This window comes from Chitinophaga sp. (assembly GCF_035538455.1).
GTDB lineage: Bacteria > Bacteroidota > Bacteroidia > Chitinophagales > Chitinophagaceae > Chitinophaga.
This window is the reverse complement of the sequence record NZ_DATLKJ010000222.1, coordinates 22,506-47,179: the sequence shown is the minus strand read 5'-3', so window position 1 is coordinate 47,179 and position 24,674 is coordinate 22,506. Positions and strand designations below refer to the sequence as shown.

Annotated in this window: 23 protein-coding genes and 1 pseudogene; 4 read left to right on the top strand and 20 right to left on the bottom strand. The window is 47.9% G+C overall.

Features of this window, described 5'->3' with window-relative positions; translation table 11 throughout:
- On the bottom strand, window positions 1-477 hold a 477-nt coding region (locus VM802_RS26485), incomplete at its 3' end, for a hypothetical protein (protein WP_325536410.1).
- A gap of 73 nt (window positions 478-550) precedes the next feature.
- Between VM802_RS26485 and VM802_RS26480 the strand changes: the two genes are divergently transcribed.
- Window positions 551-1,252 (top strand): TMEM175 family protein, encoded by a 702-nt coding sequence (locus tag VM802_RS26480; RefSeq protein WP_325536408.1) that lies wholly within the window; start codon window positions 551-553, stop codon window positions 1,250-1,252.
- A 69-nt stretch (window positions 1,253-1,321) separates the two neighbouring features.
- Window positions 1,322-2,362 (top strand): hypothetical protein, encoded by a 1,041-nt coding sequence (locus VM802_RS26475; RefSeq protein WP_325536406.1) that lies wholly within the window; start codon window positions 1,322-1,324, stop codon window positions 2,360-2,362.
- 139 nt (window positions 2,363-2,501) lie between these two features.
- Here VM802_RS26475 and VM802_RS26470 read toward each other — a convergent pair whose 3' ends face one another.
- A complete protein-coding gene (locus VM802_RS26470; RefSeq protein ID WP_325536404.1) occupies window positions 2,502-3,476 on the bottom strand; it encodes a terpene synthase family protein in 975 nt (324 codons plus the stop codon).
- A 197-nt stretch (window positions 3,477-3,673) separates the two neighbouring features.
- Entirely contained in the window at window positions 3,674-4,213 is a 540-nt protein-coding gene (gene idi / locus VM802_RS26465; RefSeq protein ID WP_325536402.1) for an isopentenyl-diphosphate Delta-isomerase, read from the bottom strand.
- A gap of 181 nt (window positions 4,214-4,394) precedes the next feature.
- Here idi and msrC point away from each other — a divergent pair, with 181 nt between their 5' ends.
- Both msrC and VM802_RS26455 read left to right on the top strand, forming a co-directional pair.
- Window positions 4,395-4,868 carry a free L-methionine (R)-S-oxide reductase MsrC gene (gene msrC / locus VM802_RS26460; protein WP_325536400.1) on the top strand — a complete coding sequence of 158 codons (474 nt, stop codon included), beginning with the start codon at window positions 4,395-4,397 and terminating at the stop codon, window positions 4,866-4,868.
- A 74-nt stretch (window positions 4,869-4,942) separates the two neighbouring features.
- Window positions 4,943-5,689: a tyrosine-protein phosphatase gene (locus VM802_RS26455; protein ID WP_325536398.1), complete on the top strand. Its 747-nt coding sequence runs from the start codon at window positions 4,943-4,945 to the stop codon at window positions 5,687-5,689.
- Between the two features lies 1 nt (window position 5,690).
- Here VM802_RS26455 and VM802_RS26450 read toward each other — a convergent pair whose 3' ends face one another.
- The 17 genes and pseudogenes from VM802_RS26450 to VM802_RS26370 all read right to left on the bottom strand — a co-directional run bounded on the left by VM802_RS26450 (window position 5,691) and on the right by VM802_RS26370 (window position 24,664).
- The gene (locus VM802_RS26450) at window positions 5,691-7,187 is read right to left on the bottom strand and encodes a T9SS type B sorting domain-containing protein (protein WP_325536396.1); all 1,497 of its coding nucleotides are present in this window, start codon (window positions 7,185-7,187) and stop codon (window positions 5,691-5,693) included.
- A 472-nt stretch (window positions 7,188-7,659) separates the two neighbouring features.
- On the bottom strand, window positions 7,660-8,856 hold the full coding sequence (locus tag VM802_RS26445; protein WP_325536394.1) for a right-handed parallel beta-helix repeat-containing protein: 1,197 nt from the start codon (window positions 8,854-8,856) through the stop codon (window positions 7,660-7,662).
- Window positions 8,799-9,977 carry a DegT/DnrJ/EryC1/StrS family aminotransferase gene (locus VM802_RS26440; RefSeq protein ID WP_325536392.1) on the bottom strand — a complete coding sequence of 393 codons (1,179 nt, stop codon included), beginning with the start codon at window positions 9,975-9,977 and terminating at the stop codon, window positions 8,799-8,801. The genes VM802_RS26445 and VM802_RS26440 overlap by 58 nt, the downstream gene beginning before the upstream one ends.
- Before the next feature lie 12 nt (window positions 9,978-9,989).
- A complete protein-coding gene (locus VM802_RS26435) occupies window positions 9,990-10,616 on the bottom strand; it encodes an acetyltransferase (protein WP_325536390.1) in 627 nt (208 codons plus the stop codon).
- A gap of 22 nt (window positions 10,617-10,638) precedes the next feature.
- Window positions 10,639-11,250, bottom strand: coding sequence for a sugar transferase (locus tag VM802_RS26430; protein ID WP_325536388.1), 612 nt, complete (start codon window positions 11,248-11,250; stop codon window positions 10,639-10,641).
- Window positions 11,234-12,460 (bottom strand): glycosyltransferase family 4 protein, encoded by a 1,227-nt coding sequence (locus VM802_RS26425; protein WP_325536386.1) that lies wholly within the window; start codon window positions 12,458-12,460, stop codon window positions 11,234-11,236. Before VM802_RS26425 ends, VM802_RS26430 begins: the two co-directional genes overlap by 17 nt.
- Window positions 12,457-12,966 (bottom strand): acyltransferase, encoded by a 510-nt coding sequence (locus VM802_RS26420; protein ID WP_325536384.1) that lies wholly within the window; start codon window positions 12,964-12,966, stop codon window positions 12,457-12,459. The genes VM802_RS26425 and VM802_RS26420 overlap by 4 nt, the downstream gene beginning before the upstream one ends.
- Complete coding sequence (locus VM802_RS26415) at window positions 12,956-14,107, bottom strand: glycosyltransferase family 4 protein (protein ID WP_325536382.1); 1,152 nt, start codon at window positions 14,105-14,107, stop codon at window positions 12,956-12,958. The genes VM802_RS26420 and VM802_RS26415 overlap by 11 nt, the downstream gene beginning before the upstream one ends.
- A gap of 25 nt (window positions 14,108-14,132) precedes the next feature.
- Entirely contained in the window at window positions 14,133-15,449 is a 1,317-nt protein-coding gene (locus VM802_RS26410; RefSeq protein ID WP_325536380.1) for an O-antigen ligase family protein, read from the bottom strand.
- Window positions 15,450-15,501: 52 nt separating this feature from the next.
- On the bottom strand, window positions 15,502-16,707 hold the full coding sequence (locus tag VM802_RS26405; protein WP_325536378.1) for a glycosyltransferase family 4 protein: 1,206 nt from the start codon (window positions 16,705-16,707) through the stop codon (window positions 15,502-15,504).
- Window positions 16,708-16,752: 45 nt separating this feature from the next.
- Window positions 16,753-18,045, bottom strand: coding sequence for an MATE family efflux transporter (locus VM802_RS26400; RefSeq protein ID WP_325536376.1), 1,293 nt, complete (start codon window positions 18,043-18,045; stop codon window positions 16,753-16,755).
- 2 nt (window positions 18,046-18,047) lie between these two features.
- Window positions 18,048-19,205 carry a glycosyltransferase family 4 protein gene (locus VM802_RS26395; protein ID WP_325536374.1) on the bottom strand — a complete coding sequence of 386 codons (1,158 nt, stop codon included), beginning with the start codon at window positions 19,203-19,205 and terminating at the stop codon, window positions 18,048-18,050.
- A gap of 6 nt (window positions 19,206-19,211) precedes the next feature.
- Window positions 19,212-20,462 carry a polysaccharide pyruvyl transferase family protein gene (locus tag VM802_RS26390; protein ID WP_325536372.1) on the bottom strand — a complete coding sequence of 417 codons (1,251 nt, stop codon included), beginning with the start codon at window positions 20,460-20,462 and terminating at the stop codon, window positions 19,212-19,214.
- Between the two features lie 132 nt (window positions 20,463-20,594).
- Window positions 20,595-20,750 (bottom strand): annotated as a pseudogene (locus tag VM802_RS32440) (DapH/DapD/GlmU-related protein); the annotation flags it as partial.
- A 383-nt stretch (window positions 20,751-21,133) separates the two neighbouring features.
- Window positions 21,134-22,339: a non-hydrolyzing UDP-N-acetylglucosamine 2-epimerase gene (gene wecB, locus VM802_RS26380; RefSeq protein WP_325536368.1), complete on the bottom strand. Its 1,206-nt coding sequence runs from the start codon at window positions 22,337-22,339 to the stop codon at window positions 21,134-21,136.
- Window positions 22,340-22,356: 17 nt separating this feature from the next.
- Window positions 22,357-23,343, bottom strand: a complete 987-nt coding sequence (locus VM802_RS26375) for an SDR family oxidoreductase (RefSeq protein ID WP_325536366.1) — start codon at window positions 23,341-23,343, stop codon at window positions 22,357-22,359.
- 31 nt (window positions 23,344-23,374) lie between these two features.
- Complete coding sequence (locus VM802_RS26370; RefSeq protein ID WP_325536364.1) at window positions 23,375-24,664, bottom strand: nucleotide sugar dehydrogenase; 1,290 nt, start codon at window positions 24,662-24,664, stop codon at window positions 23,375-23,377.
- Between the last annotated feature and the right edge of the window lie 10 nt (window positions 24,665-24,674).

The following is a 24,674-nucleotide window of genomic DNA, read 5'->3' as shown; positions in this document are numbered from 1 at the left end:
AAACACCGTCTGATTCACCTGTCCCGTTACACTGGATGAGAAACGGGTACCAAATTGCACAGGCACCTTACGGTCATAGTTACCGCTGGCAATGTCCGGGATCAATGACGTGGCTAATTTCAGGTTGTCGTTGAACCCGGCGTTGATATCTGCATGCGGCAGCAGCTTACCGGTAGCTTCCTTCACCTGTTCACGGGAGAAGTTCACGTCCAGGTGTGCATTTACCATGTCATGATGGTGCGTCAGGCCATACTTTATGCAATCAGAAAGGTTGAAGGCATAGTTGCCGGGGCGGATCGTATCCAGCTGCCCATAAGCGACAGGTATTTTCAACAATAAGAGAATTGTAAACAAGGAGAGGATACAACGCATACTTATTCCTTTGAAATCTGATGATTGATAAGTACTTAACAATGAAATACTAAAAAGGTTGGGAGAAACAGGATTATCTTCAGGACTCAGCTTCAGGGCATTCACACAATATACTAACGGTTTAAAGCTAAATCCTATTTCGTATCTTGCTGAAAAGCTATTCGTTTTACTTATGTCTATGTCTGTAATCAAGGAGCCTAAACCCGTGCACCGCGAGTTTGAAATGGAACGGCTCATATTATTCAGTGATGCAGTCTTTGCTATCGCTATCACCCTCCTGATCATCGAGATCAAGCTCCCGCACATACCGGACAAACTGCCGGCCGGCGGCTATATTGAGTTAATGAAACCCCTGTACTTCGAATTCTTTGCGTTTGCGGTGAGTTTCGGTTTTATCGGAAATATGTGGATAAGGCACCTGCATCTTTACAGGTTCATTCAAAATTACAACGAAGGATTGATACATAGGAATCTTTTCTTCCTGTTTTTTGTGGTGACCTTTCCTTTTTCCACTTCCGCCATGTTACATCTGACTCCCCACTTCATGCTGCCGCTCTTTATATATATGTGTAACATGACAGGTTGCCTGGCTGCGCTGTTCTGGGTCAGCTATTATGTTTTTCAGCGCAATCCCCACCTGGCAATTACAGGATTCCCTACAGACAAGGAATTGCTTTATCAGCGCTATAAATACAATTTCTTCACCATGGCCACCGGTTTCACCTGTATCACCATGGCATATTTCATCTTTCCCGAAAACGCGATGATGCAGCGTATCAGCTACCTGCTGCTGCCGGTACTGGCGCTCATTAACTATTTCAGGATCAGGATAAAAAAACGCAATACGCTCCGGCTGGTACATATAGCCGGACAGGAATAAGGTCAGGCCGGCTATATGTACCAGACCTGACGGCTATACGTTTTCTGGAAAACCCATCAACCGAAAATCATGTTGCAGGTAGACAAAAGAGACGCGCATCTGTTACAGACGGCTATACAGGAATGGCAACGGCAGGACCTGATCAGTACGGAGCAGGCTGATGCCCTGCAAAAGAGCTATACCGTGCAGGAAGAGAAAGGAACCGACTGGCAGACAATCGCATTGTACATCTTCATTGCTGCCATCTCCTGCGCACTCATGGCATTCGGTTCGCTGGTGCTGGATGAAAAGTGGATAGAAATCATCCGGAAAAAATTCTCCCTGACTGATGGCGTGATCGCTTTACTGTCCACCGGCCTCACAGCTTTTCTCTGTTTACATGGGTGGAAGCGGCGTAAGCAGCATCCAGGATTTTCACTGAACCAGGAACTGTTCTGGTTACTTCCCATTCTCAGTACAGGCGTTACCGTTGTATACCTTGGAAAAAGCCTGAATTATCTCGGCGGCAACTACGGCCTCTTCTGGCTGCTGGCCACAATAATCTATGCCCTGCTCTCGCTGTCCCTGCAATCACGCCTGCTCTGGGCTGCCACCCTGCTATGCCTGATACCGGCTTACATAAAACTCACCTATTACATAACAGACAATAACGCCTATTTCCTGGGCATGAACCTCCCCTGCCGCATGGCGCTGCTGGCGGCTGCTATGATCCTGCTGGCCTGGCTCGCACGAAAGGCCCCGGTCTTTCAACCAGTGAAAAGTCTTACCTGGACAGGCAGCTGGCTGCTGTTCCTGCTCTCCGGCTGGCTCATTTCTATATTCGGCAACTGCGGCACCTGGCAGCAATGGGAAGAACTGCGGCAGATACATCTGCTGCAATGGGTATTTGTATACACTGCCCAGTGCGTACTGACACTATTACTGGGCCTCCGCAGCAAAGACAACCTGCTGCGTGACCTCGCTGTTATCTTCCTGCTCCTGGACCTCTACACCCGGTACTTCGAATACCTGTGGGACCGCACCAACAAAGGAATCTTCTTCGCTATACTGGCACTGTCGTTCTGGTGGACAGGCAAACAAATTGAGAAATACAGAAGCAGGAAGAGATGATATTCAGGTATTTTTTTATTTAGGTATTTAGATATTTTAAATGCAGCGGAGATTGTGTATTGTTATATCTGAAGGTCATAAATAATAATCTCCGCTGCATTTAAAATATCTAAATACCTAAATAAAAAAATACCTGAATCTATACTACCGCCGCCTCGTTTACAGCAAGGCCGTATCTACCGGTGTCGTATATACTCCACTCCAGGTTCCCTGTGATCCAGGAACGAAGCACCGATACATAACGCAGTAACTCATAGTCTTTTTCCGTACCTGAAAGCGGCACCAACTTTTCAAGTGCAGCAAAAATCGCCACTTCTTCATTGTGCATCCGCGCAGCTTCATCCACGGCCTCCTGCAAGGTGAGATGATTAGCATGCTGTAACGTAACAACCAGGTTATGCACATCCCCCTGTTTCAGTTCCTTGTCACAGGAAAAGAGATCGTTAGACCAGCATACAATGTTATTGCACGCCAGCATCAATCGTTTCAGTAAGGCGTGTTGCAGCAGATCGTCCGGCAGGTATATCTTCTCAATAATGTCAATCGCCACAATATCCGCATACAATCCGCCCGTATAAGGCCGCATCTTGATATAATCTGCTACGGCAGGAACAATCCCTCTCTCGCGGTTCTCCGCTTCCCATATACAGGAAGAAAAATAATCTTCCATACTGCGGATAAAACGCAGACGCCATCCCGGCGTACTGATACTGCGCATGCGCTCCCATATGTTCCCCAGCGAAGCCGCCAGCGGCGCGGCCGTAGCAGATGTTACATACTGATTGAAACGGAGTATGTCCATAAAACCGGACGTAATACTCCTGAGATAATCTGTTGTCTTTCCGGCGTCCGCCTCATCGCACTGGTCATCCAGCATAAACAACCAGGTGTTGAAGTCTGCGATCACACAAAGCTCAAAAAAAGGGGCATCCGGAAAGGCCCTCGCGGCAAGCGAGGCAAAACGGCCCCTGTTGAATCGTGCGATAGCTCTCTCTGAGCGGACAAGTCCATAGTGTTGTGCCCAGTCGGTTACATGTTGCTGGGCTTCCGCTGCAAATTGATTAATACGTGAAGGAAACGGATAGCTAATCCGGGGTAACTGGATAGTTGTCATGTGATGGTACTTTAATGGTTAAGTGAAAGGGTTTAAATGCATAGGTATCCTGCGTGCATACTGCTGCCGTGCGGCTTTTACCGGGTAAAGCGCGTAAGGCTGTGGTCAGCAGCACAGCAGAATGTCAAATAAAAAATGTATTCCGGTTAATGGTGTAAAAGTGACATCAACAATATATGGACGTAAAGGGGGTCTTATCAGCCGCCTGGTGTGACTACAGGCAGTTGGAGATACTGCAATACTTTAGGCAATGCAATTTGGAACCAGCTGGCAAAATGTGAAGGCGTTTCTTTCATTAATGAAAGTATCTGGCTGGCAGACAAATACCTGTAATCATTTACTTCATCGTTGTCAGGATAGATTGCTCCATTGTAAGTGCCAAGAAATACGTGGTCAAATTCATGCTCAGTAAGGCCGTTATCAAATGGGGTTTTATAGGTGAATGAAAAAATTTCTTCGAGATGACAATTAAATCCCAACTCCTCTTGCAGACGACGATGCGCCGCATCTAACGTGGACTCCCCGGGGAATGGATGACTACAGCAGGCATTTGCCCAGAGACCCGGAGAATGGTATTTACCCAAGGCCCTCTGCTGGAGTAATATTTCGCCGGCATCATTGATAATAAATACGGAGAAAGCCCGGTGCAACAATCCTTTGCGATGCGCTTCCATTTTTTCCATCGTTCCGATAGGCTCGTCTGATTCGGTCACAAGTATTACTTCAGGTAAATTCATAGCGTAACAAAAATATTTTATTTCATCCATCAATCAGCAAAAAACAGGATAAATGGTGAAAACCGCTCTGCTATTCAATGTCAAATCAATGGTGCGGGCATATTGGTTCTCATTAGTGGCTACCAAATAAATATACAAAATAATTGCGAACCGTGAAAATTGAATAATTTACTTTTGTATAATGGCAGAAGACTTACATATTATAACGGGAGATAAGACAACGCAGTACTTATCTATAATTTCGCAAATCAAAGGATTGCTGGAGGGTGAACCTGACTTGATCGCCAATCTCGCCAACATAACAGCAGCACTGAAAGAACAGTTCGGCTGGCTATGGGTCGGATTCTATCTGGTGAAAGGAGACCAGCTGGTACTTGGCCCCTTCCAGGGACCAATAGCGTGTACGCGTATCAGTAAGGGAAGAGGAGTGTGTGGCAGCAGCTGGGCTGAAGCCCGGACGCTGATTGTGCCGGATGTAGAAGCGTTTCCAGGTCACATCGCCTGCAGCAGCCTGTCAAAATCTGAAATAGTTGTTCCGTTGATAAAAGACGGCACCGTGGCCGGTGTACTGGATGTGGATAGCGAATCGCTGAACCATTTTGATAGCACTGACCAACAATATCTGGAGGAAATTGTAAGATTGATAACGATATAAGCAAAGATGTTGTTGGCAGAAAATTTGTAAAATAAGAATCAACAATTGCCAACTTTAAAACGGACAATCGCTTTATGTTTTCATTCTTTAGTCGGCGAAGCGCCGAAGAAAAAGTCCTGACTCAGTTTTTATCTGGTATTGAAACTGATATTCACTCGCACCTGGTGCCAGGCATCGATGATGGCGTGCCGGATGTGGAGACCAGCATCTCCTTTATACAACAGTTGCAGGATCTGGGTATACAGAAGATTGTCACCACCCCCCACATCATGATGGACCGCTACCCCAACAGCCGCACCACCATCGATCCTCCCTATCAGGAAGTGCTTGCCAGTGGTAAGGTAAATATACCGTTCCGCTTTGCTGCAGAGTATTATCTCGATGAAGAGATCGAAACACTGATGCAGCAGCCGCTGCTTACACTCGGCAATAATCTCGTACTGGTAGAAATCTCTTTCATGTCTGCACCGCCACAGCTGCACCGATGGCTGTTTGAGTTGGAAGCACAAGGATACCAGCCCGTGATGGCCCACCCCGAACGGTACAATTATTTCCACAATAATTTCAAAGGCTATCACCAGTTCAAAGATTGGGGCTGCCTGCTTCAGGTAAACCTGCTCTCGCTATCCGGCTACTACGGCAGACACATACAGCAGACCGCAGAAAAGCTACTCGAGCTGAATATGATCGACTTCATCGGTACAGATCTGCACCATGAAAAACATATGGCAGCCATTAAAGCAATCACCAGAAACAGAAAACTGATGAAACGACTGGATCAATATCCTTTCAGAAACAGGGAACTTACCCATGCGCAGTAGATCACCTGAGCAGCATGAGCGTACCCGTCTGTTTACGCGCCTGTTGCTTGCTGTCTGTATAGGTTAACACCCAAACGTAATTATCTACCGGCAGTTGCGAACCATCCCAACCCGATGCAGGATCAGAGGTCTGGAAAACAAGTTGGCCCCAGCGACTGTACACCACCATACGATAATCACTTACATCATCATTCACCTTCGCACGGAAGATGTCGTTCAGACCATCGCCGTTGGGACTGAATGCTGTTGGCACATACACAGCACAGGCGCGCTCATTCCGGAGGATCTCAGCATTGCCGCTGGTCTCGCAGTTGTTATTATCCTTCACACGGAAATAATACCTGCCGGCATCAAGCTTCTGCCAGGCAGCATCAGACTGCCAGCTGCCTGGCTCTAATGTATACTGGTAAGGCGTAATGCCTCCGTTTACCGTAAGCAGGATCTTTCCGTCCCGGGTATCGCTGCAGCTGAGATCCTTCTTATTGACAGCTGCAATCTGCAGTGGCGCCGGCTCTTCCACCTTGATGCGGGGCTTGCTGTCCGCGCATTCCTGCTCGTCCTTTATCAGTACTGCATAGGCGCCCGGATGCAGCTCTTTAAACACACCTTCATAGGAAGGATGCCCATTGCCATTAAAGTAGTAACGATAAGGAGGTAGCCCCCCCGTAGTCTGCAACACAATCTGGTTTTGATTGTCGCCGTTGCAACGTGATGGCACCACCTTCACCTCACTCTTCAGGTCTGTTTCCTTTACAGTTACCTGCATCGTGGTAACAAGGCCGCTGAACGCTGTAACACTCACCTTATAGTCGCCTGCCGCCACACGGCTGATGTGATCCGTTGTTTGCCCGCCCGGAAGCCAGAGGTAAGTATAAGGTCCCGAACCACTGAGCACCTTCACACTGGCAGTACCAGTATTGATACCCGCACAGGTAGTAGTACTGGCCGTCTCCAGCTGCGGATACTGGCGCAGGCTGGATGAAATATTATCAATCAGTACTACAGAGCCATGCGCACTTTTCGTACAGGTAAGCGAGTAGTCTGCCCAGAAAGAAATGTACCGGTAATCTTTTTTAGGTCTGATAACAGCATTATATCGCCTCCAGCTGGTATGCTCGTAACGACCGGATACCCACAATAATTCAGCGGTATCGCCGGGAAGATCTCCTCCGTAGATAGCCATATTGCCATAACAGGCCTTGTACGCATATTCAGGAGTAAAAGCCAGATCAAATGAAAGCGCATAGCTCCGCCCCCCCTTCATAAACACTTCCTGCGCTATTGCTTCCAGCCAGTCGGGCCCGCTATGCAATCCAATATAAGTGCTGCCATCCGATGCGGGCAGCGTAACTTCAAAAATTCCTGGTTGTGTATCTGGTGTCTTAGAACCGACGATCCATGAGGACGGCACTTTATTCTGACCCGGAACCCCTTCCAATGACGGATTTTTAAGAGGTATATCCTGCGCATTCACCGCTGCATTCCATGAAATCATCATAATGAATACGGCTTTCGCAATAAGATATGGTTTAGTCAGTAAACATCTATAACTACACTCTCTACGGACATTCGGGCTATGACACACGCATAGCAGTTTCTTCATAAGATAATTGTAACGGTCATTTTTTATAACAACTGGTCTCCGCTATTATTGTTCACAATAGCACATCTTCACAAATAAATAATATTAAATATTTACAAATATATAAAATATTTAAAACAAATAGGATGACAACCGGTTAAAAACACAAATAAATGGTTATTCAATTACACAATATGGTCTTTCTGTTCTGTAGTGAGTTATAGGGCGGGAGGTAAAAATAGCGTTTCCATAGTCTGGATTTAGTTATTTTTTTATGTTGCTATTTGATTATTTAGAATGCGGCGAAGACCAGTATATTTTTAAACAATTGTTGATCTCCACGGCATTCCAAATAATCAAATAGCAACATAAAAAAATAACTAAATCCTCATTGCTGCAGTATCATCTTGCTTTCAGCAGAAATAGTCTTCTGCATCAGCATAAACTTTTCCGCATCAGGTTTATCTCTTCCGTTATTGTCCGTTTTCAGGACATTAACACCGGTGAATTTCAACGTAGGCGCATAACCGTTAGGCTTGTAACTTCTGAACGGACGCTCCACGTTATTCTTCCACACCGGATTAATTACTTCAATATTGCCTTTCATCGGAGGCACGTCGTAATGTTGCTTCATACCGCCCATAGAAAAAGCCACTGAAGATCCATCATCCTGGTGATTACGGATAGATATGTTCACATCCTGCGGGTTGACACCTATCAGTTTCGACAATGATATAACAATACCATGTTTCGCATTGTTGAGTGTTACCGGTCCATCCATCACAATATTATTAATCACATCCCGGTTGTTGTTCGGCTCAATATCAATGCCACTCATCGGCGACTGCCCGAAAGTATTGGCCACCACAGGCTTAATGAGCTTCAGTCCATCCACAGAAACAATCGACATACCATTACGCCTGTTGAAATCCAGGTAGGCATTGTAAATATTCACATTGCTGCTGGTAACATCATTAAGGGCGCCAATGTAAATACCATCGCCCCAGCATCCTGAAATACGCGGGGCATACACATTCACATTCTTCGACGCACGGATGGAAAGCCCCATGCCCCACTGCCCCGTGCTACCTTTATGCTCCTTACGGTCACCTTCAATCACCGGCGAATAGATGTTTACATTCTGCACATTATGCACACGCAGGATCTCATAGTTTTCCTTGTCAGACGCCTGCAGCTGCAGCCTGGAGCCCGGCTTGAAATAGATGTTGCTGTTGCTGCCCACACTGAGGCCTTTGTCGTTCACCAACACCGGAAATGCCGGAAACGTCACATCCTTGTGCTTGTCGAGACCATTCTGCAGATAGGAAGTGTAATCCACACTTCCATCCTGCACATAGCCTTTCGGCAGCACAGTTGTCAGATCGAAAGTACTGACAGCCATCTGGGATTTGGCGGCAGCCACATCTTTTGAGATGTACTTGTCTGCAATGCCCTGCCTGTAGTTAAACGTAGGAGCCTGCTGCGCCTCCGAAGAGAAACAGCTGAACGCACATAACGACAGCAGAATCAGGAATGAACTTCCCGCAGACTCGCAGCGTGTTGATCGGGTACCTGTTTTTTCCATAATTTCCTGATATGCGCAACAACGCTTTCCAGTTGTTGCTCCGTGAGATTGGAACCACTTGGCAGACATAACCCGCTTTCGAAAAGCTTTTCGGAGACCCCGTTTGTATAAGCCGGGGCGCCGGAGAAAACAGGCTGTTTATGCATGGGCTTCCAGAGTGGTCTGGATTCAATATTTTCTTTTTCGAGGGCAAGCCTGATGGTTTCACGGGTAATACCACCACTCTCCTTTTCATTGACCAATATTGTTGTTAACCACCTGTTACTGAAACTACCTTCCGGTTCTTTGAGGAAACTGATGCCTGGCAAGCCTTCCAGCTGATCAACATAAAATAAGAAATTCCTGCGTCTTTCCGCAACACGTTTATCCAGCACTTCCATCTGACCGCAGCCGATACCTGCACTTATGTTGCTCATCCTGTAATTATAACCAATATGTGTGTGCTCATAATGCGGTGCGGGGTCACGGGCCTGTGTGGCCAGGAAGCGGGCCTTCTTAATCACTGCAGCATCATTGCTGAGAAGCGCGCCGCCGCCGCTGGTAGTAATAATCTTATTGCCGTTGAAACTCAGTATGCCTAGTTCTCCGAATGTACCGCAGGCCTTGCCTTTGTATACGGAGCCAAGCGCTTCCGCAGCATCTTCAATTACCGGTATATGGTAGCGTGCGGCAATTTCCATAATCTCTTTCATCTTGGCAGGCATGCCATATAAATGGACGGGAATAATTGCCTTAGGTTTATTTCCCTTCTCAGTTCTTTCTTTAATAGCCTGCTCAAGCAACGCCGGATCCATGTTCCAGGTATCTTCCTCACTGTCAATAAACACAGGCGTTGCACCAACATAGGTGATTGGATTGGCAGATGCAGAAAATGTCATACTCTGGCATATCACTTCGTCACCCTGCTTAACATCCAGCAAAACAAGCGCCAGATGTATGGCGGCAGTGCCCGACGACAAAGCAGCCACATTCAGCGAACCGGTGTAGCGCGCAAGATCCTGCTCCAGCTTGTCCACGTTAGGACCCAGCGGAGCAATCCAGTTAGACTGAAATGCCTCATGAACATATTTCAGTTCTTCTCCACCCATATGTGGAGACGACAACCATATTTTCTCATTCATAATCTTAATTTTTTATTGCGTTACCGGATTATATTTTATGATTCTGGCAGGATTCCCCACCACCACTGCATAGTCGGGCACATCCCGTATCACCACTGCTCCTGCCCCTACTGTAACCCATTTGCCAATACTGACTCCCTGCAGCACGCAGGAACCTATACCGATATGTGAACCCTCCCCGGCTTTCACATTACCTGCCAGTGCAGCATTGGGTGATATATGTACATAATCTGCTATCACACAGTCATGATCTACTGAGCAGTTAGTATTTAGTATGCAGTGTTCTCCTATCTCGACATAACTATTTACCGTTACGCCAGCCATCATCACTGTTCCCTGGCCAATCACCGCCCTGGCGGAAATATTGGCCGCCGGATGGGTTACACTGGCGAAAGAAACATCCAGGTAGGCAGCTATTCTTTTTCTTGCGGCATTGTCTCCTATGGAGATGAGCATGCTGGCATCCCCATCAAATTTCTCCGGGTCAAAACTTCCTATTACGGGGTATTTCATCATCTCTGTCAGATCATTGTTATCATCGAAGATACCCGCTACCTTAGCTCCATTTTTTTCAATAATCTCGATTATTACCCTTCCGTGCCCACTGGCGCCGTAGAGGTATATTTCAGGTTTTTCCATATGGTTACTTTAAGGTTTGGTTTTACGCCGTTCCATTGAATCGTTCTGAAGTCACATGGCCACTCTGGCTGATACCCTCAGACCTGAACACTTTAGCTACGGTCATCCATAGGATTTTTATATCGAGCTGTAAATTTTGATGGTCTACGTACCAAACGTCATATTCGAATTTCCTTTCCCAGCTGATAGCATTCCTGCCATTCACCTGCGCCCAGCCCGTAATGCCTGGCCTCACTTCATGACGGCGCTGCTGCTCCGCATTGTACAACGCGAGATAGTCTACCAGCAAAGGCCTTGGCCCCACCAGGCTCATATCTCCTTTTATCACATTAAGCAGCTGCGGTATTTCATCAAGAGATGTTTTCCGCACCAGTATCCCCAGCTTCGTCATCCGGTATTCATCAGGCAACAGGTTGCCATTCGCATCTCTCTTATCGTTCATCGTCTTGAACTTAATCAGCCTGAATATACGCCCGTGCCTGCCGGGACGCAGCTGCGTAAAGAAAGGCTTGCCGCCATTGGAGATACCCAACATAATGGTTACCACCAGGAAAACCGGCAGCAGCAGAATAAACGCCAGGAGGGCCGCCACAAAATCAATCAGCGGCTTGAAACAATTACGATACAACATCATGCAGTATTTTCGGATAATGCGTTGCTGCAATGTCGAGCGAATATTTCCGGCGCGCCAGACGGCCGGCATTCTCCCGCTGCGTTTCCAGCAAGGCATCGTTATTAATGTAATCACAGAAGCGCTTCGCCTCTGCAGGAATATTATCAGTATTGTAATCCAGCACAAACCCCACATTCTCCTTTTCAATAACAGCAGCCTGCCATCCGCGATGGTTGATCACCACCGGTCTGGAGGCTGCCAGGCAATCAAAAAATTTGTTTGCTGAGTTTGCCCACAACTCTGGTATCGGTATCACAAAAGAAGAAGCTACGGTACATTCATAATACAACTGCGACAACTTCGACTTAGGCACAGGATCAAAGAAGTAGAGATTGTTGTGGAGGATATTATTATCCGCCGCATATTTCATCAACTGCTCTTTCTCCATACCATCGCCAAATACAATGAACTTAACCGATGGATCAATCTTATAGGCGTGAATAGCCAGATCCGTCATATATTTCAGCCCATTCACCATCCCCAGCGTCCCTGCATACAACACTACCTTACGCGGCTGATAACCGAGCAGAGAGGAAAGCAATGTACCCGGCTGTTCATACCTGGAGAAACGATCCGTTTCGGAGATATTGGTGATGACAGACAGTTTGCTTTCAGGCACCCCGGTGCGGCTGATAATAGATTGCTTCATATCATCTGATAAGGCAACAATATGTGATGACTTACGATAGATATATTTTTCGAAGCGCTCCAGCAGGCGGATCACCAGTTTGTTTTTGATGATACCCATTGCCACCGGCACTTCCGGCCACACATCCCGCACCTCGAAAACGAAAGGCACGCGCTTGAAGATGCGTGCCGTCAACGCCGGCACGGCAACCGTGATCGGTGTGGAAGTAGCGAGGATCACATCTGTCTTTATTTTGAATGTCCGGAAAGACGCATGAAACAAAAATTTCAGAAACGCGCCGATACGCTTCGTAAAGCTCATCTTGTTGCTGTACTCCACATTCAGCACATGCAGCTCCACACCTTCGTGATCCAGTATGGTCCATCCCTTGGCAAATGGCTGCAGGTTTTTCAGGAAAGAGCTGCTCGTAATAACCGTCACCTTGTGGCCTGCTTCTGTAAAGCGTTTCGACAGGTCGTACGACCTGGTGCCACCGGCGGCGGCAGGTAAGGTGAAATACTGATGTATATAAAGTATCCTCATTGCAGTTTTTTTATGAAGCCCGCAGGTGCGCCCGCATACAGCCCGCGCTCCTCCGTGAATGCTTTGTTCAGTACAGATCCGGCGCCTAGTACCGATTTAGGGGGCAACCCCGCTCCGCCCACGATGGAACAGTTGCCTGCAATCCAGCTGCCATTACCTATCCTGGCTGGCCTTACTTCCGATTTGCCAAAGCGGTAAGCGTCATCCAGGTAAGTATGGTTACCGGAAGAAATAATACAGTTAGGACCTATCAGCACCTTATCTCCTATCTCTATATCCACACCTATCAATACACAGTTATGTGCGATATAAACGTGATCACCTACAGACAAACCAGAAAGGGAATTCAGTATAGCCGTAGACGTTACCTGAAAATCCCTGCCGCAACGTTTCATCATCAGCGAATACAGGAAACCCCTGAAACGCATACATACCGGTACATTGGGTAACAGTAACGTCAGCGTTCTCACCAGCCACGAGTAAAGTATAGATAGCCTAGTTTTCATTCGAGAAAATATTTTTAATAAAATGCTGGATCGTAAACCCCTTCACCTTTTCATGCGCATTCCTCCGGATGGCATTCGCCTCTTCCGGATGCTGTACCAGGTAGCTGATCTTGTTATAAAACGCTTCATCATCGTTGAATCCGGCATAAGTAATTTCCTTACCATCGCTGAATACATTCGGCAGCGAACCGACCGGCGTACTGAGAATATTGATACCATTAGCCATTCCTTCCAGCACCACCCTGGGCGATCCTTCGGAGAGACTGGCAAAACAGAAGATGTGATGCGTGCGGAACAATTCGTTCAGACGGTCACGGTTATCTACATGTCCCAGGAAATCAACACTGCCATCCAATCCTTCATGCTGAACCAGCGCCTTCAGCTCACGCTCAAACTCGCCGGAACCGGCAATGGTGAGCGTTGCATCCGGGTAGGTTTTCTTCACACGGGCAAAAGCCTTTATCACTACTTCTACACCTTTCGCTTTGCGCAGATAACCCACGTATAATAGTTTCAGTCCCTGCGGCTTCAATTGCCTCGATGCGTCAAAATGAAAATCCTTTTCATTCAGCGTAGTGGAGATCACAGCGTTGGCATTGATATTCCACCTGCTTAATTTCTTCTTGATATGATGACCATTGGTAAACACTTTCGCCCCCTTGCACGCCCACATATAGGCAATATGCTCCGGCATGAAGAAGGAAATAAGCGTCAGTTTTTTAAGTGTGCCGAAGTTGGGATTCACCCAGGCTGCATCGATGGGATCACCCACGAAATGTACTATGCGCTTCTTATTCTTCAGAAAACGCTTGCTCAGCCATCCCAGCGGCGTAGGGTAACGCAGGTACACCACATCGTAGCGGGTCAGCTGGCGGTAAGCATTTTTATACGCGCCGTAGTGCTTTACAGCCGATTTATAACTATCTGAATAAGGCAATTCATACACAACCACGTTACCGAAACCGGCAATAGACACCAGTCCGGTGTCCGCTTCTCCGTTGCTGATCTTCACAGGGGATAATAAACACACTTCTTCATAATACCTGACAATTTCGTTGAGGTACACCCAATGGGTATAAGGCAGGAAATATTCGTTCCCTTTCTTTGTGATCGTCCATGCCTGCATTAATATTTTTGCCATAATAGCTGATAGTTATAATGAGATACTAGTTGAGCTGTGCTTCTTCCAACACTTCCAAAGGCTTTACAGTGGCTTCTTCCACAGATTTATGCGCGGCGATCAGCTTTTCGCAGATCAGCATAAACGTGAAGAATAACTGCATGCAGATGGTATTCTGGAAGTCTTCCACGCTGACACCGATGACCAGCATGAACAATATGGCCAACCCGATATAATGACCAAAGATGTTCGACAGCACATCATCGCTGCGGCGCGTGAGGGTAATACAATATTTCACGGACCTGAATACCACCGTCAACAGCATACCAATACCCCACAAACCATTATAGATAAGTGAGCCGAGATACGTATTATGTGCCGTAGCGTGATAGATATATTTGGCCATCACCATACCGATACCATTAAATACCAGTACAGGATCAAACTTGTCGATGAACATATTCCATACGTCAGAACGCTTTGCCAGTCCGCCCTCCGCAGTACTGCCAGTTTCACCGGTAAACCTGGCCATGATCAGTTCCCGCACGGGGTTATCTGTCAGCAATATGACGCCGAACACCAATGCCGCCGCAACCAGGATACCTTTGTTCTCAGAACGGAAAAGGATGATACCTGCAGTGAAAGCAAAAGCCAGCAGCGGTCCGCGGCTCTGGGTATAAGCCAGCCCCATGAGGATAGCCACAAAAGAGAAAATGATGAATTTTCTGTTGAGGAATACAAACTTCTTGAGTGTAAGTATATACAATGAAAGTACCGCCAGGAACAAACAGATCACAGAAGTTGCCACGGTGCCCACAGATCCGCGTGCACGGCGGGCCAGCTCTGCTGCGCCTTCCATATTCTCCAGCACTTCATTGGCAGAGAGATCTGTATTCGGGATGAGGAACATACCAAAGAGTCGCGGCGAGATAACCGTACCGGCTCCCAGCAAGGCGGTAGCCACACCTGCAATGAGCAACCACTTAATGAAGTGTTTCACATCAGCATAGCTCTGCAGCAGGCAACCGGCAATAGCAATCGTCATCGGTACGTAAGCCGCCTTCAGCAGAAATTTCACCACCTCCTGCGCAGCACTCATACCGCCATATAACAGGCCGTTGAAATTTCCCAGCAGGTGAATGAGCCACCATACCAACGCGAGCCTGAAAGTAGCCAGGCTCCATACTTTCACGCCATTCGGCTTTTTGACCACGCATACCATGAAAGTGTAAAAGACGAAGATATCGTCAAAGCGTATATTCATTGGCAGCGTACCATACAACAGCGAGTTGGGATACAGCCAAATGGCAAACCACATGAACACCAATCCTGTCATTGGTTTCACTGCAGTTCTGTACATCATGAACAGAAAAAACAAAACAACTACAATCGCCATTCTATACCTTTATAAATACTTATAGTAAACGCTGATAAATACGCTCCATCTTCGTTGTGGTGAACTTCACATCAAAGTGTTGCACAATATGATGCTGCGCTGCAAGCCCTATCCGGCGCCTCCGTGGCTCATCGCGTAACAGCGACAGGATGGCGTGCGCCAACGCCTGCGCATCTTCAGGCTCGGCCAGCACGCCGTTCTTGTCATTTTCTATAATTTCCGGGAATGAACCGATGTCGGTAGCTATCACAGGAACGCCCGCTGCCATTGCTTCTGCAGCCGCTAACCCGAAGCCCTCGCCAAGAAAATTCCTGTAGGGAATACTCGGCGTACATACCACGGTGCATTCAGACAGATACTGCGCCGCATTGGGCACCTGTCCCAGGAAAAGTATTTCATGTTGTCTGTTGAGCTGCTGCACATCCGCTTTCAGCTGTTCCTCAAAACCGATTCTCTTCTTCTGCGCTGCAGATTCTCTGCCAATAATGACAAAGCGCGCATCCGGCAGTTCCTTCAATACCAGGTCAGCCGCCTTCACAAAATATGCATGCCCTTTAAGCGGTGATATGGTGCCAAGGATCGCTATCAGCGGCATATGCTCCTGTACACCCGCAAGGTGCCGTAAATGCCCGTTGGCAGCAGCATTCACCACCCTGTTCACATCCACGCCGTTATATACCACCTTCGATTTCTTCCTGGCAACCGCCGGAAGACTCTTCTCCACAAAAAGGCTGATCGGCACAATCACATCACAGAAGAAACGTGTGCCAAAAGCCACCGCTTTTCCACGCATCCCGGAAGACACCGTAGCGCCATGCCAATGCCATACGCACGGGGTCGAAGTAAGCCGGCAGGCTATACCTGCCAGGATATGATGCGGGAAATAATTCACGTCCAGCACCTGTATCTTATGCTTTCTCATACCACGAGCCAGCAACACCGCGCCTTTGAAAGCAATGAACATCTTCTTTGTGTTCAGCCTTATCTTTTGCAGTTTGCCGCGGCCACTGCCATAATTCACCAGTCGCCCGCCAGTGAGTATCACCGTCTTGTCGAAATAACGCTTCAGTGTATCATGACTTGGTCCGTCCCCCAGAAAAAAGCCCACTACATAAAAAGCATCCCTGTCTATATTTTGCAGCAGAAGACGAACGTATTCCACAACACCGCCTCCTTCTCCTCCGTCGAAAAAGAAGCCTACCCTTATTTTTCCATCTTGATTCATCTCTTTCATCATCATCAGTATTTATGATTCTCCGGAGGAAAATGTCTATCTCGGTTTCAGTGATTTCATCAATGTCTGCACATCAGACTTTCTCATCACCAAACACTTCGTTATATCCAGGTTATAATGTCTTTTACAGATAGTGAGGCAGGTAATACAGGAAAACACATTCCCGCACATCACCGCAATAGCAGCACCTTCTATACCCATCTTACCAACGGTGAGCCAGGTAACTGTACCCACAATAGTAAAGGTGCAGAGCAGGATATACATGGTGGTCATCGCTTTACCGTCTCCTGCCAGCAGGTTGTTGCAGATACTGGAGATAGTGATGAAAACAAGCGATGATGCAAGTATGCGCAATGCCGTGTTAGCCCCGTAAAAAGCAGAACCATACAGCAGGTGAATAATATACTTGCTGAAGATGAAGACCACGGCCGATATACAGAAACTCACCGTAGAACTGACGCGCATCGCGAATTGTGCCTGCTTGGTAAGCATTTCTCCTTTCAGCCCGGCCCATTTGGCATACAGCATAGAGCCAACAATGGAAGGGATCATAGTAATCATACCGCTGATAGCCACCGCCCTGGTGTATAAACCCACCTGGCTGAAATTCTGCTGCTGCGAATAACGTAGTAGCATTACCGTTACATTGGCGGTAAGCACATACAGGAAGTTAGACGCCGACAATTTAACACTGTATTTCAGTAAAGAACCGAGCAGCTTCCAGTTGAGCGGCATGCTTAACTGCACATGCTCACGCAGAAAATAAAACAGGGTGAGACATGCCAGCGTATTGCCAACTCCCAATGCCGTGATGGCAAAGCTGGAACTGCGCTGACTCAGTAGCAACATCAGCAGGCCGCCCAGCAGCACAATGATACGGGGCAGCATATCGATGATCACCATCCGTTTGGAGGCCAGCTGCGCTACCAGCACAGGCCGTAGCGTCGCCGTATTCAGCAGCGCAGCAGATCCGAAAGAAAAGAGCGTTGCCGTAATAAATCGTATGGTGCCGAAGTAAGATGGATTGAACATCACCGCCGCCGTAAAACCTATTACCAGCAAGGCGCCGAGCAATAGCGAAATTTTGGCGGTATTGGATACAATATCTTTCGGATCGTATTTAAGATTGTTGAGGAAATAGATACTTGCGGTACCCATCCCTAATGAAACAAAGGTTACCACCACCATCTGGGCGGAACGGAATAGCTCATACTGTCCCATGCCCCCGGGCCCCAAAGCCCTGGAGTAAATCACACCGGCCAGCATGTTCAGCATAATGCCACTCATCTGACCAGCGGTAACGAATATACTTTTTCGTAAAAAGCTCATAACTACTTTGCGTATTTCTTATAAATCTTCACGATCTTATTCATCCAGTTAAGCGATGAATAATCACCTTCTACCTTACTGGTGGCATTCTTTATCAGTTCGTCGCGGCGGCCGGCGTTATGCAGCAGTGTATCCATTGCATTGGCAAGATCCTGTGCGTTGGCAGGCTTCACCAGGAGGCCGGTATTATTGTGTTCTATCAGTTCTGCCAATCCTCCGATGGCGGAGGCAACAGGCACTGTGCCGGCAGCCATTGCCTCTGTTACGGCAAGGGAAGTGGCTTCAATCACACCACTCGCAGGCACAGAAGGTACAATCACCCCTTTGGCTTTTGCAAACAACGGCAGAAGCCTGTTCCGGGGCACCGGCCCCAGAAACACCACCCGGGATGTCATGTTGAGATTGGCAGCAAGATCTTCCAGGTCTTTACGCAACGGCCCCTGTCCGGCTATTGCCAGCTGGCATTCCTGATCTTTCACCAGCGCCAGCGCTTCAATCGCATAGCGTACACCGGTCTTCTCCACAAGACGGCGCGGCACCAGGAAGTAAGGTTGCTTCACCGGCAGGTCCACCGTCTCCTTAGCCATGCTTCTTACTTCGCCTACATTGACGCAGTTGAACATCACATCTATTTTCGTAGGGTCTACACCATAGTCTTCTTTCAGGATGGCTGCCTGACCACTGTCTACTGCAATGAAATGCTGCACACGCTGAAATGAAAGCGTTTCACAATCAATGATCAGCTGTTTATAGGCAGGCAATTTATCTGCGCCGCCCATTTGCGCTTCGTATAAAGCAGGCCCGTGCACGGTCTGGATAACGGGTGTTCCGTTGAGATTACGGCACTGCAACACAGCATAGGAAGCATATACATCATGCGTATGAATCACATCGGGTTTGAAATGGCTGATCTCCGCAGTCACCAGCTGTGTAATACGGTGGAGCACTGCTTTGAAGTTTTGGCTGACGAAGCGGTTCTTATCTCCCAGCGTCAGCAGCAAACGCAGTGCCTTGGCCCATTTCGGAGACTGCGCCATACCACCCTGTATCAGGCGTACTTCATGACCATTTGCTTTGAGTTCGGCTATCAGTATTTCAACATGCGTACTCAGGCCGCCTGAGTGGGGTATACGCTGCTGTGTTGTGATTAACACCTTCATTGTAACCTATTTTGACATTTTTCGTAAAAAAAATCCGACCGGGCGCTTCATCTGCACTTTCATTCCTCTCCACAACAATGTTCTGATCCATCGTTTTGCCTCCCGCCTTTCGTTATCAGAAAAAGAAACATTCGTTTCCAACAATTCCGGTATACAAGTAAAATTGCTCCGGGAAAGCTGCTGCTGTTTATCAAACGCTTCTTTCCAGGGAGCCTTAAAATCCGGCTGCTGCAGGCATTCCAGTATCCTGTCGGCATATGCCGGAGAGAGTTTATCCATCGGCACTATACGGTCTTCCAGTGAAAGACGGCGCATGAACTCACTCACTTTATGATCATACGGCACCGCTACGAAGCTTATACCCATCGCAGCTGCAAATACACATCCGTGCAATCTCATCGACAACAGAAAATCAGCATGCCTGACCTCCTGTAATGCATCATCCAGGTCTGCCGGCACATGAATACTGATCTTATCCCTGTAGCGCTCATCAAAACGGTCAATGAGCTGCTCATAGAATTTTTTGTCATGTGCAGACTCATACCCCAGCATCCTGATATGCACACCATTATCAATCAGACGGCTGCAAATGCCCACTAGTCCAGCTTCATCAAGGTCGGGCCATTTGCGGAAAGCAAGGGCCACCACCGGTACTTTATGGGCCGCCGGCCGCTTCGTAACATGCTGCTGCAGTTCCAGTGAAGGCACCACATCAGCCGTTACCGTTATCTTATCGGCATCAACGCCGCATTCTTTCAGTACGCGTTTACTTTCTTCATCCCTGACCTGCACCTTCACCATGCGGTTGCACGTAAAAGCAGTGAGCCGCTTCAGCCATGGACTTTTAATAGGCCCCACGCCTATCCCCACAGTCATTACCCTGCGGTTGAACAGGATGCCGATGCAGGCAGGCAGCAGGTGTGCCGGAATAGTGGTCCAGCTATGCACATCCTGAAGAATGCCGCCGCCGCCAATGACGATCAGGTCACTTTTTCTGGCGCTCCTGTAATGCAGCAGAAAATTAGACCAGAAGTCCTGCGAAGGATAGAAACCCTTCAGCGCTACCGCATCCGTAATGCCGGTAAAGTCCCTCGTATATGCCGGGCTGCGTGTAACGATATTACACACCGCACCGGGCAGTTGTGTTCTTACGCCTTCGTAAACGGCCAGGGATACAGCTTCATCGCCAACGTTTGCCGCGCCGAAAAAGCCGGTCAGAAAGATGCTGCCGGAAAATGTTGTGTTCTTTGTTGCCATGTCTGTTTTTCTTGTCCACAGCGCAGCACGATATGGTTATCCTTTGACAGAGAAATGCTCTATCTTTTTGCTGCGCTTCAGGGCCATATAGATCGAGTCCTGTTGTTTCAATTCCTGGTATTCCGCTTCATTTCTGAACTTGATTACCTTAGCCGGGTTGCCGCCTACTACTGCCATAGGCGGCACATCTTTAGTCACCACCGCACCCGCACCGATAATAGCCCCCTCGCCTATTGTGATACCGGGAACAATGATTACACTGCCACCGATCCATACATTTTCACTGATGCGTACCGGTCTCAATACAGTAGCGCCATCATAAGGAATAGCGGTGGCGCCTTCGTAACGGTGGTTAGCCGTATAAATACTTACATGTGGGCCCATGATCACGCCGGATGCTATATGCAACCCCCCTTCACTCGATAAAAAAGCATAGGGTCCAATGTAGATATGATTACCGAATTGGATATGCTGAGGGAAAGTGGCTTTAATACCCTGCGCGATCACAACATTTTCGCCCAGCTTAAAAGAAGCCAGGGGCGTATCATTAGCCCAGTGGTAGACTTTTTTTACAAGTGCTTTTAATTTCTTTGTAAGTATGCCCACGGTTTATCAATAAACGGTTCTCAATAATGATATTGCTATAAAGATTTTTCAATAATGATCTGTGATCAGATAAACTGTTCCACAACAGCCTCTCTGCTGAGCATCCTGGCGATACGGTGACATGCTTTACCGTCTCCGTATGGGTTCACCGCCTGTGCCATGCTGTTGTATACGTCTTCATTGTCGAGCAACGCACTTACTTCCTCCTTGATCTTCTCCTCATCTACACCTACCAGTTTCACGGTGCCGGCATCTACGGCTTCCGGACGTTCGGTGGTATTACGCATCACCAGCACAGGCTTGCCTAAGCCGGGTGCTTCCTCCTGCACGCCGCCACTGTCGGTAAGTATCAGACAGCTCTTGCTCATGAGGTATACAAACGGCAGGTAATCCAGCGGAGAGATGATGTAGACATTCGCAAGGTCTGCCTGCTGCAGAATTTCGTTCACCGGCTTGCGCACATTCGGATTGAGGTGCACAGGATATACGAAATCCACTTCAGGATATTTTTCTGCGAGTGATTTGATAGCATAACAAATACTGCGGAAACCATCGCCGAAGTTTTCGCGGCGATGCCCTGTAATCAGCACCAGACGCCTGTTTACACGGTTGTTGCCATCCCAGGCTGCCAGCAATGATGCAGGCAGCCCTTCCTGTACCAGGCGTGCTTCCACAGCTGTCTTCATATTCTCTTCGCGCTGCATTTTTCCCAGTACCATATGCAGTGCATCCAGCACGGTATTGCCGGTAACAAAGATGTTTTCTTCGCTTACATTTTCGGCGAGCAGATTTTGTTTTGATAATCTGGTAGGAGCAAAATGATAGGTGGCAATACGCCCTGTTATACTACGGTTCATCTCTTCCGGCCAGGGGCTGTATATATTGTGAGTTCTTAAACCCGCTTCCACATGGGCAACCGGAATCTGCTTGTAAAAAGCAGCAAGTGCGGCCGCTGTAGAAGTAGTGGTATCGCCATGCACCAGCACCACGTCCGGCTTCGCATCTTCCAGTACATCGCGCATACCTGCCAGCACACCCACGGTTACGTCATAGAGGTCCTGGCCCTGTTTCATAATCTTGAGATCATAATCAGGCTTCACTTCAAAGATATTGAGTACCTGATCCAGCATTTCCCGGTGTTGGCCTGTAACACAGACCTTCACGTCAAAAGTGCCCGGATGTTTTTCCAGTTCCTTTATCAGGGGGCACATTTTAATAGCTTCCGGACGCGTGCCGAATACCAGCAATACTTTGTTCATATGTTTTGTCATAAGAATTTGCTTTTAAATCAAATGCCGTTGCCGCCAAACCATTCATACGTGAGCACAAGGCCATCAGCCACGCTTACACGCGGATCATATCCGATCAGTTGCTTCGCTTTTGAAATATCAGCCAGACTGTGCCTGACATCTCCTTTCCTTTCAACACCGTAATCCGGCTTTATTTCTACCGCCGCACATTTACAAATCATCTCCCACAACTGATTCAGGGTAGTTCTTTCACCGAAGGCGATATTGACAACTTCCGAGTGGTCAATGTTTTCCCTGAACATCGCTTTGATATTGGCCTGCACCGCATTCTCCACAAAAGTGAAGTCCCTGCTGGTTTCACCATCCCCATTGATCACCGGCGTGCTCTTATGGATGGCTGCATCCATGAACAGCGGGATCACAGCCGCGTAGGCGCCTTTGGGATTCTGCCGCGGACCAAACACATTGAAGTAACGCAATCCGATAGTATGGAAATCGTATACTTTTGAAAACACATTCGCATACAGCTCATTGACATACTTCGTCACTGCATAAGGCGACAATGGATTCCCGATCAGGTCTTCCTGCTTGGGAAGTCCCGGATGATCACCATACGTGCTGGAGCTGGCAGCATACACCATTCTTTTTACGCGTGCATCCCGCGCGGCTACCAGCACGTTCAGGAAACCTGAGATGTTCACTTCGTTGGTTGTAATGGGGTCATTGATAGAACGGGGTACAGAGCCAAGCGCAGCCTGATGGGTAACATAATCGATCCCCTCCGCTGCCTGCCTGCACGCTGCCGCATCGCGTATATCCCCTTCTATCAGTTCAAAAGCCGGGTTATCAGTGAAAGCACTGAGATTATTCTTCGAACCTGTGGAGAAATTATCCAGCACCCGCACCCTGGCCGCTCCGTACTTCAGCAGGTACTCCACTATGTTGGAGCCTATAAAGCCGGCGCCACCTGTTACGAGAAAAGAACTGCGGGACAAATCCCCTGTATGAAAAGCTACGTCGTACATGCAAAAAATATATAGCGTCTTTTAATTGATCTTATAACCTTGCGTCCACCACTTCTTTTGGCAGCACGCCCTTCACGTCGTATATCACGGCCTTGTCTTTACATACAGCTTTCAGGTCGATGTCATTGAACTGGTGATGCGCAACTGCCAGCAGTACTGCATCATAGCGGGCGCCTTCAGGTATGCTCGTCGTGCAGTCCCAGCTGTATTCATGCTTCACCTCAGCAGGATCTGCCCACGGATCATGAATGCAGATGTTCATTTCATATCCTTTGAGTGTATTGAGAATATCCACTACTTTAGTATTGCGCACATCCGGGCAGTTCTCCTTGAAAGTGATACCAAGTACCAGTACATTCGCACCTTTCACAGGCACTTCCTTCTTCACCATCAGTCGCACTACTTCATGCGCCACATATGCGCCGATACCATCGTTCACGCGGCGGCCCGCCAGTATAATTTCAGGATGGTAACCCACTTCCTGTGCTTTCTGCGCCAGATAGTAAGGATCCACACCTATACAGTGACCACCTACCAGACCCGGTCTGAACTTCAGGAAGTTCCATTTGGTACCGGCAGCCGCCAGTACATCAGAAGTATCAATGTCCAGCAGGTTGAATATTTTCGCCAGCTCATTCACAAAAGCGATGTTGATGTCGCGCTGCGCATTCTCAATCACCTTAGCCGCTTCCGCCACTTTGATAGATGCCGCCTTATGCGTACCCGCCTTGATAACAGAGCGGTACAGCTCATCCACTTTCTCTGCCACTTCAGGGGTAGAACCGGAAGTCACTTTTAATATCTTGGTAACGGTATGTTCCTTATCACCCGGGTTAATACGTTCAGGAGAATAACCTGCGAAGAAGTCTACATTGAACTTCAGACCCGAAACCTTCTCCAGGATGGGTACACACTCGTCCTCTGTTACACCCGGATATACGGTAGATTCATACACAACAATATCTCCTTTCTTCAGCACCTTACCTACCGTTTCGCTCGCTCTGTGCAGCGGTGTAAGATCAGGGCGATTATGCCTGTCCACCGGGGTAGGCACCGTTACAATAAAGTAGTTAGCCGGCTTTATCAAATCCAGTTTATTGGTACAATACAGCCCAGTAGCCGCATTCACGTCAGGAGTGATCACACTTTTAAGTTCCTCCGTGTCCACCTCAAGTGTATGGTCACGGCCTGCCATCAGTTCAGAGATCCTTGCTTCGTTGATATCGAAGCCAAAAGTTTTGTATTGCTTTGCAAATTCAACAGCTAACGGTAATCCAACGTACCCTAACCCAATTACTGCAATCCTTTTTTCCTGATTCATATTAACGATT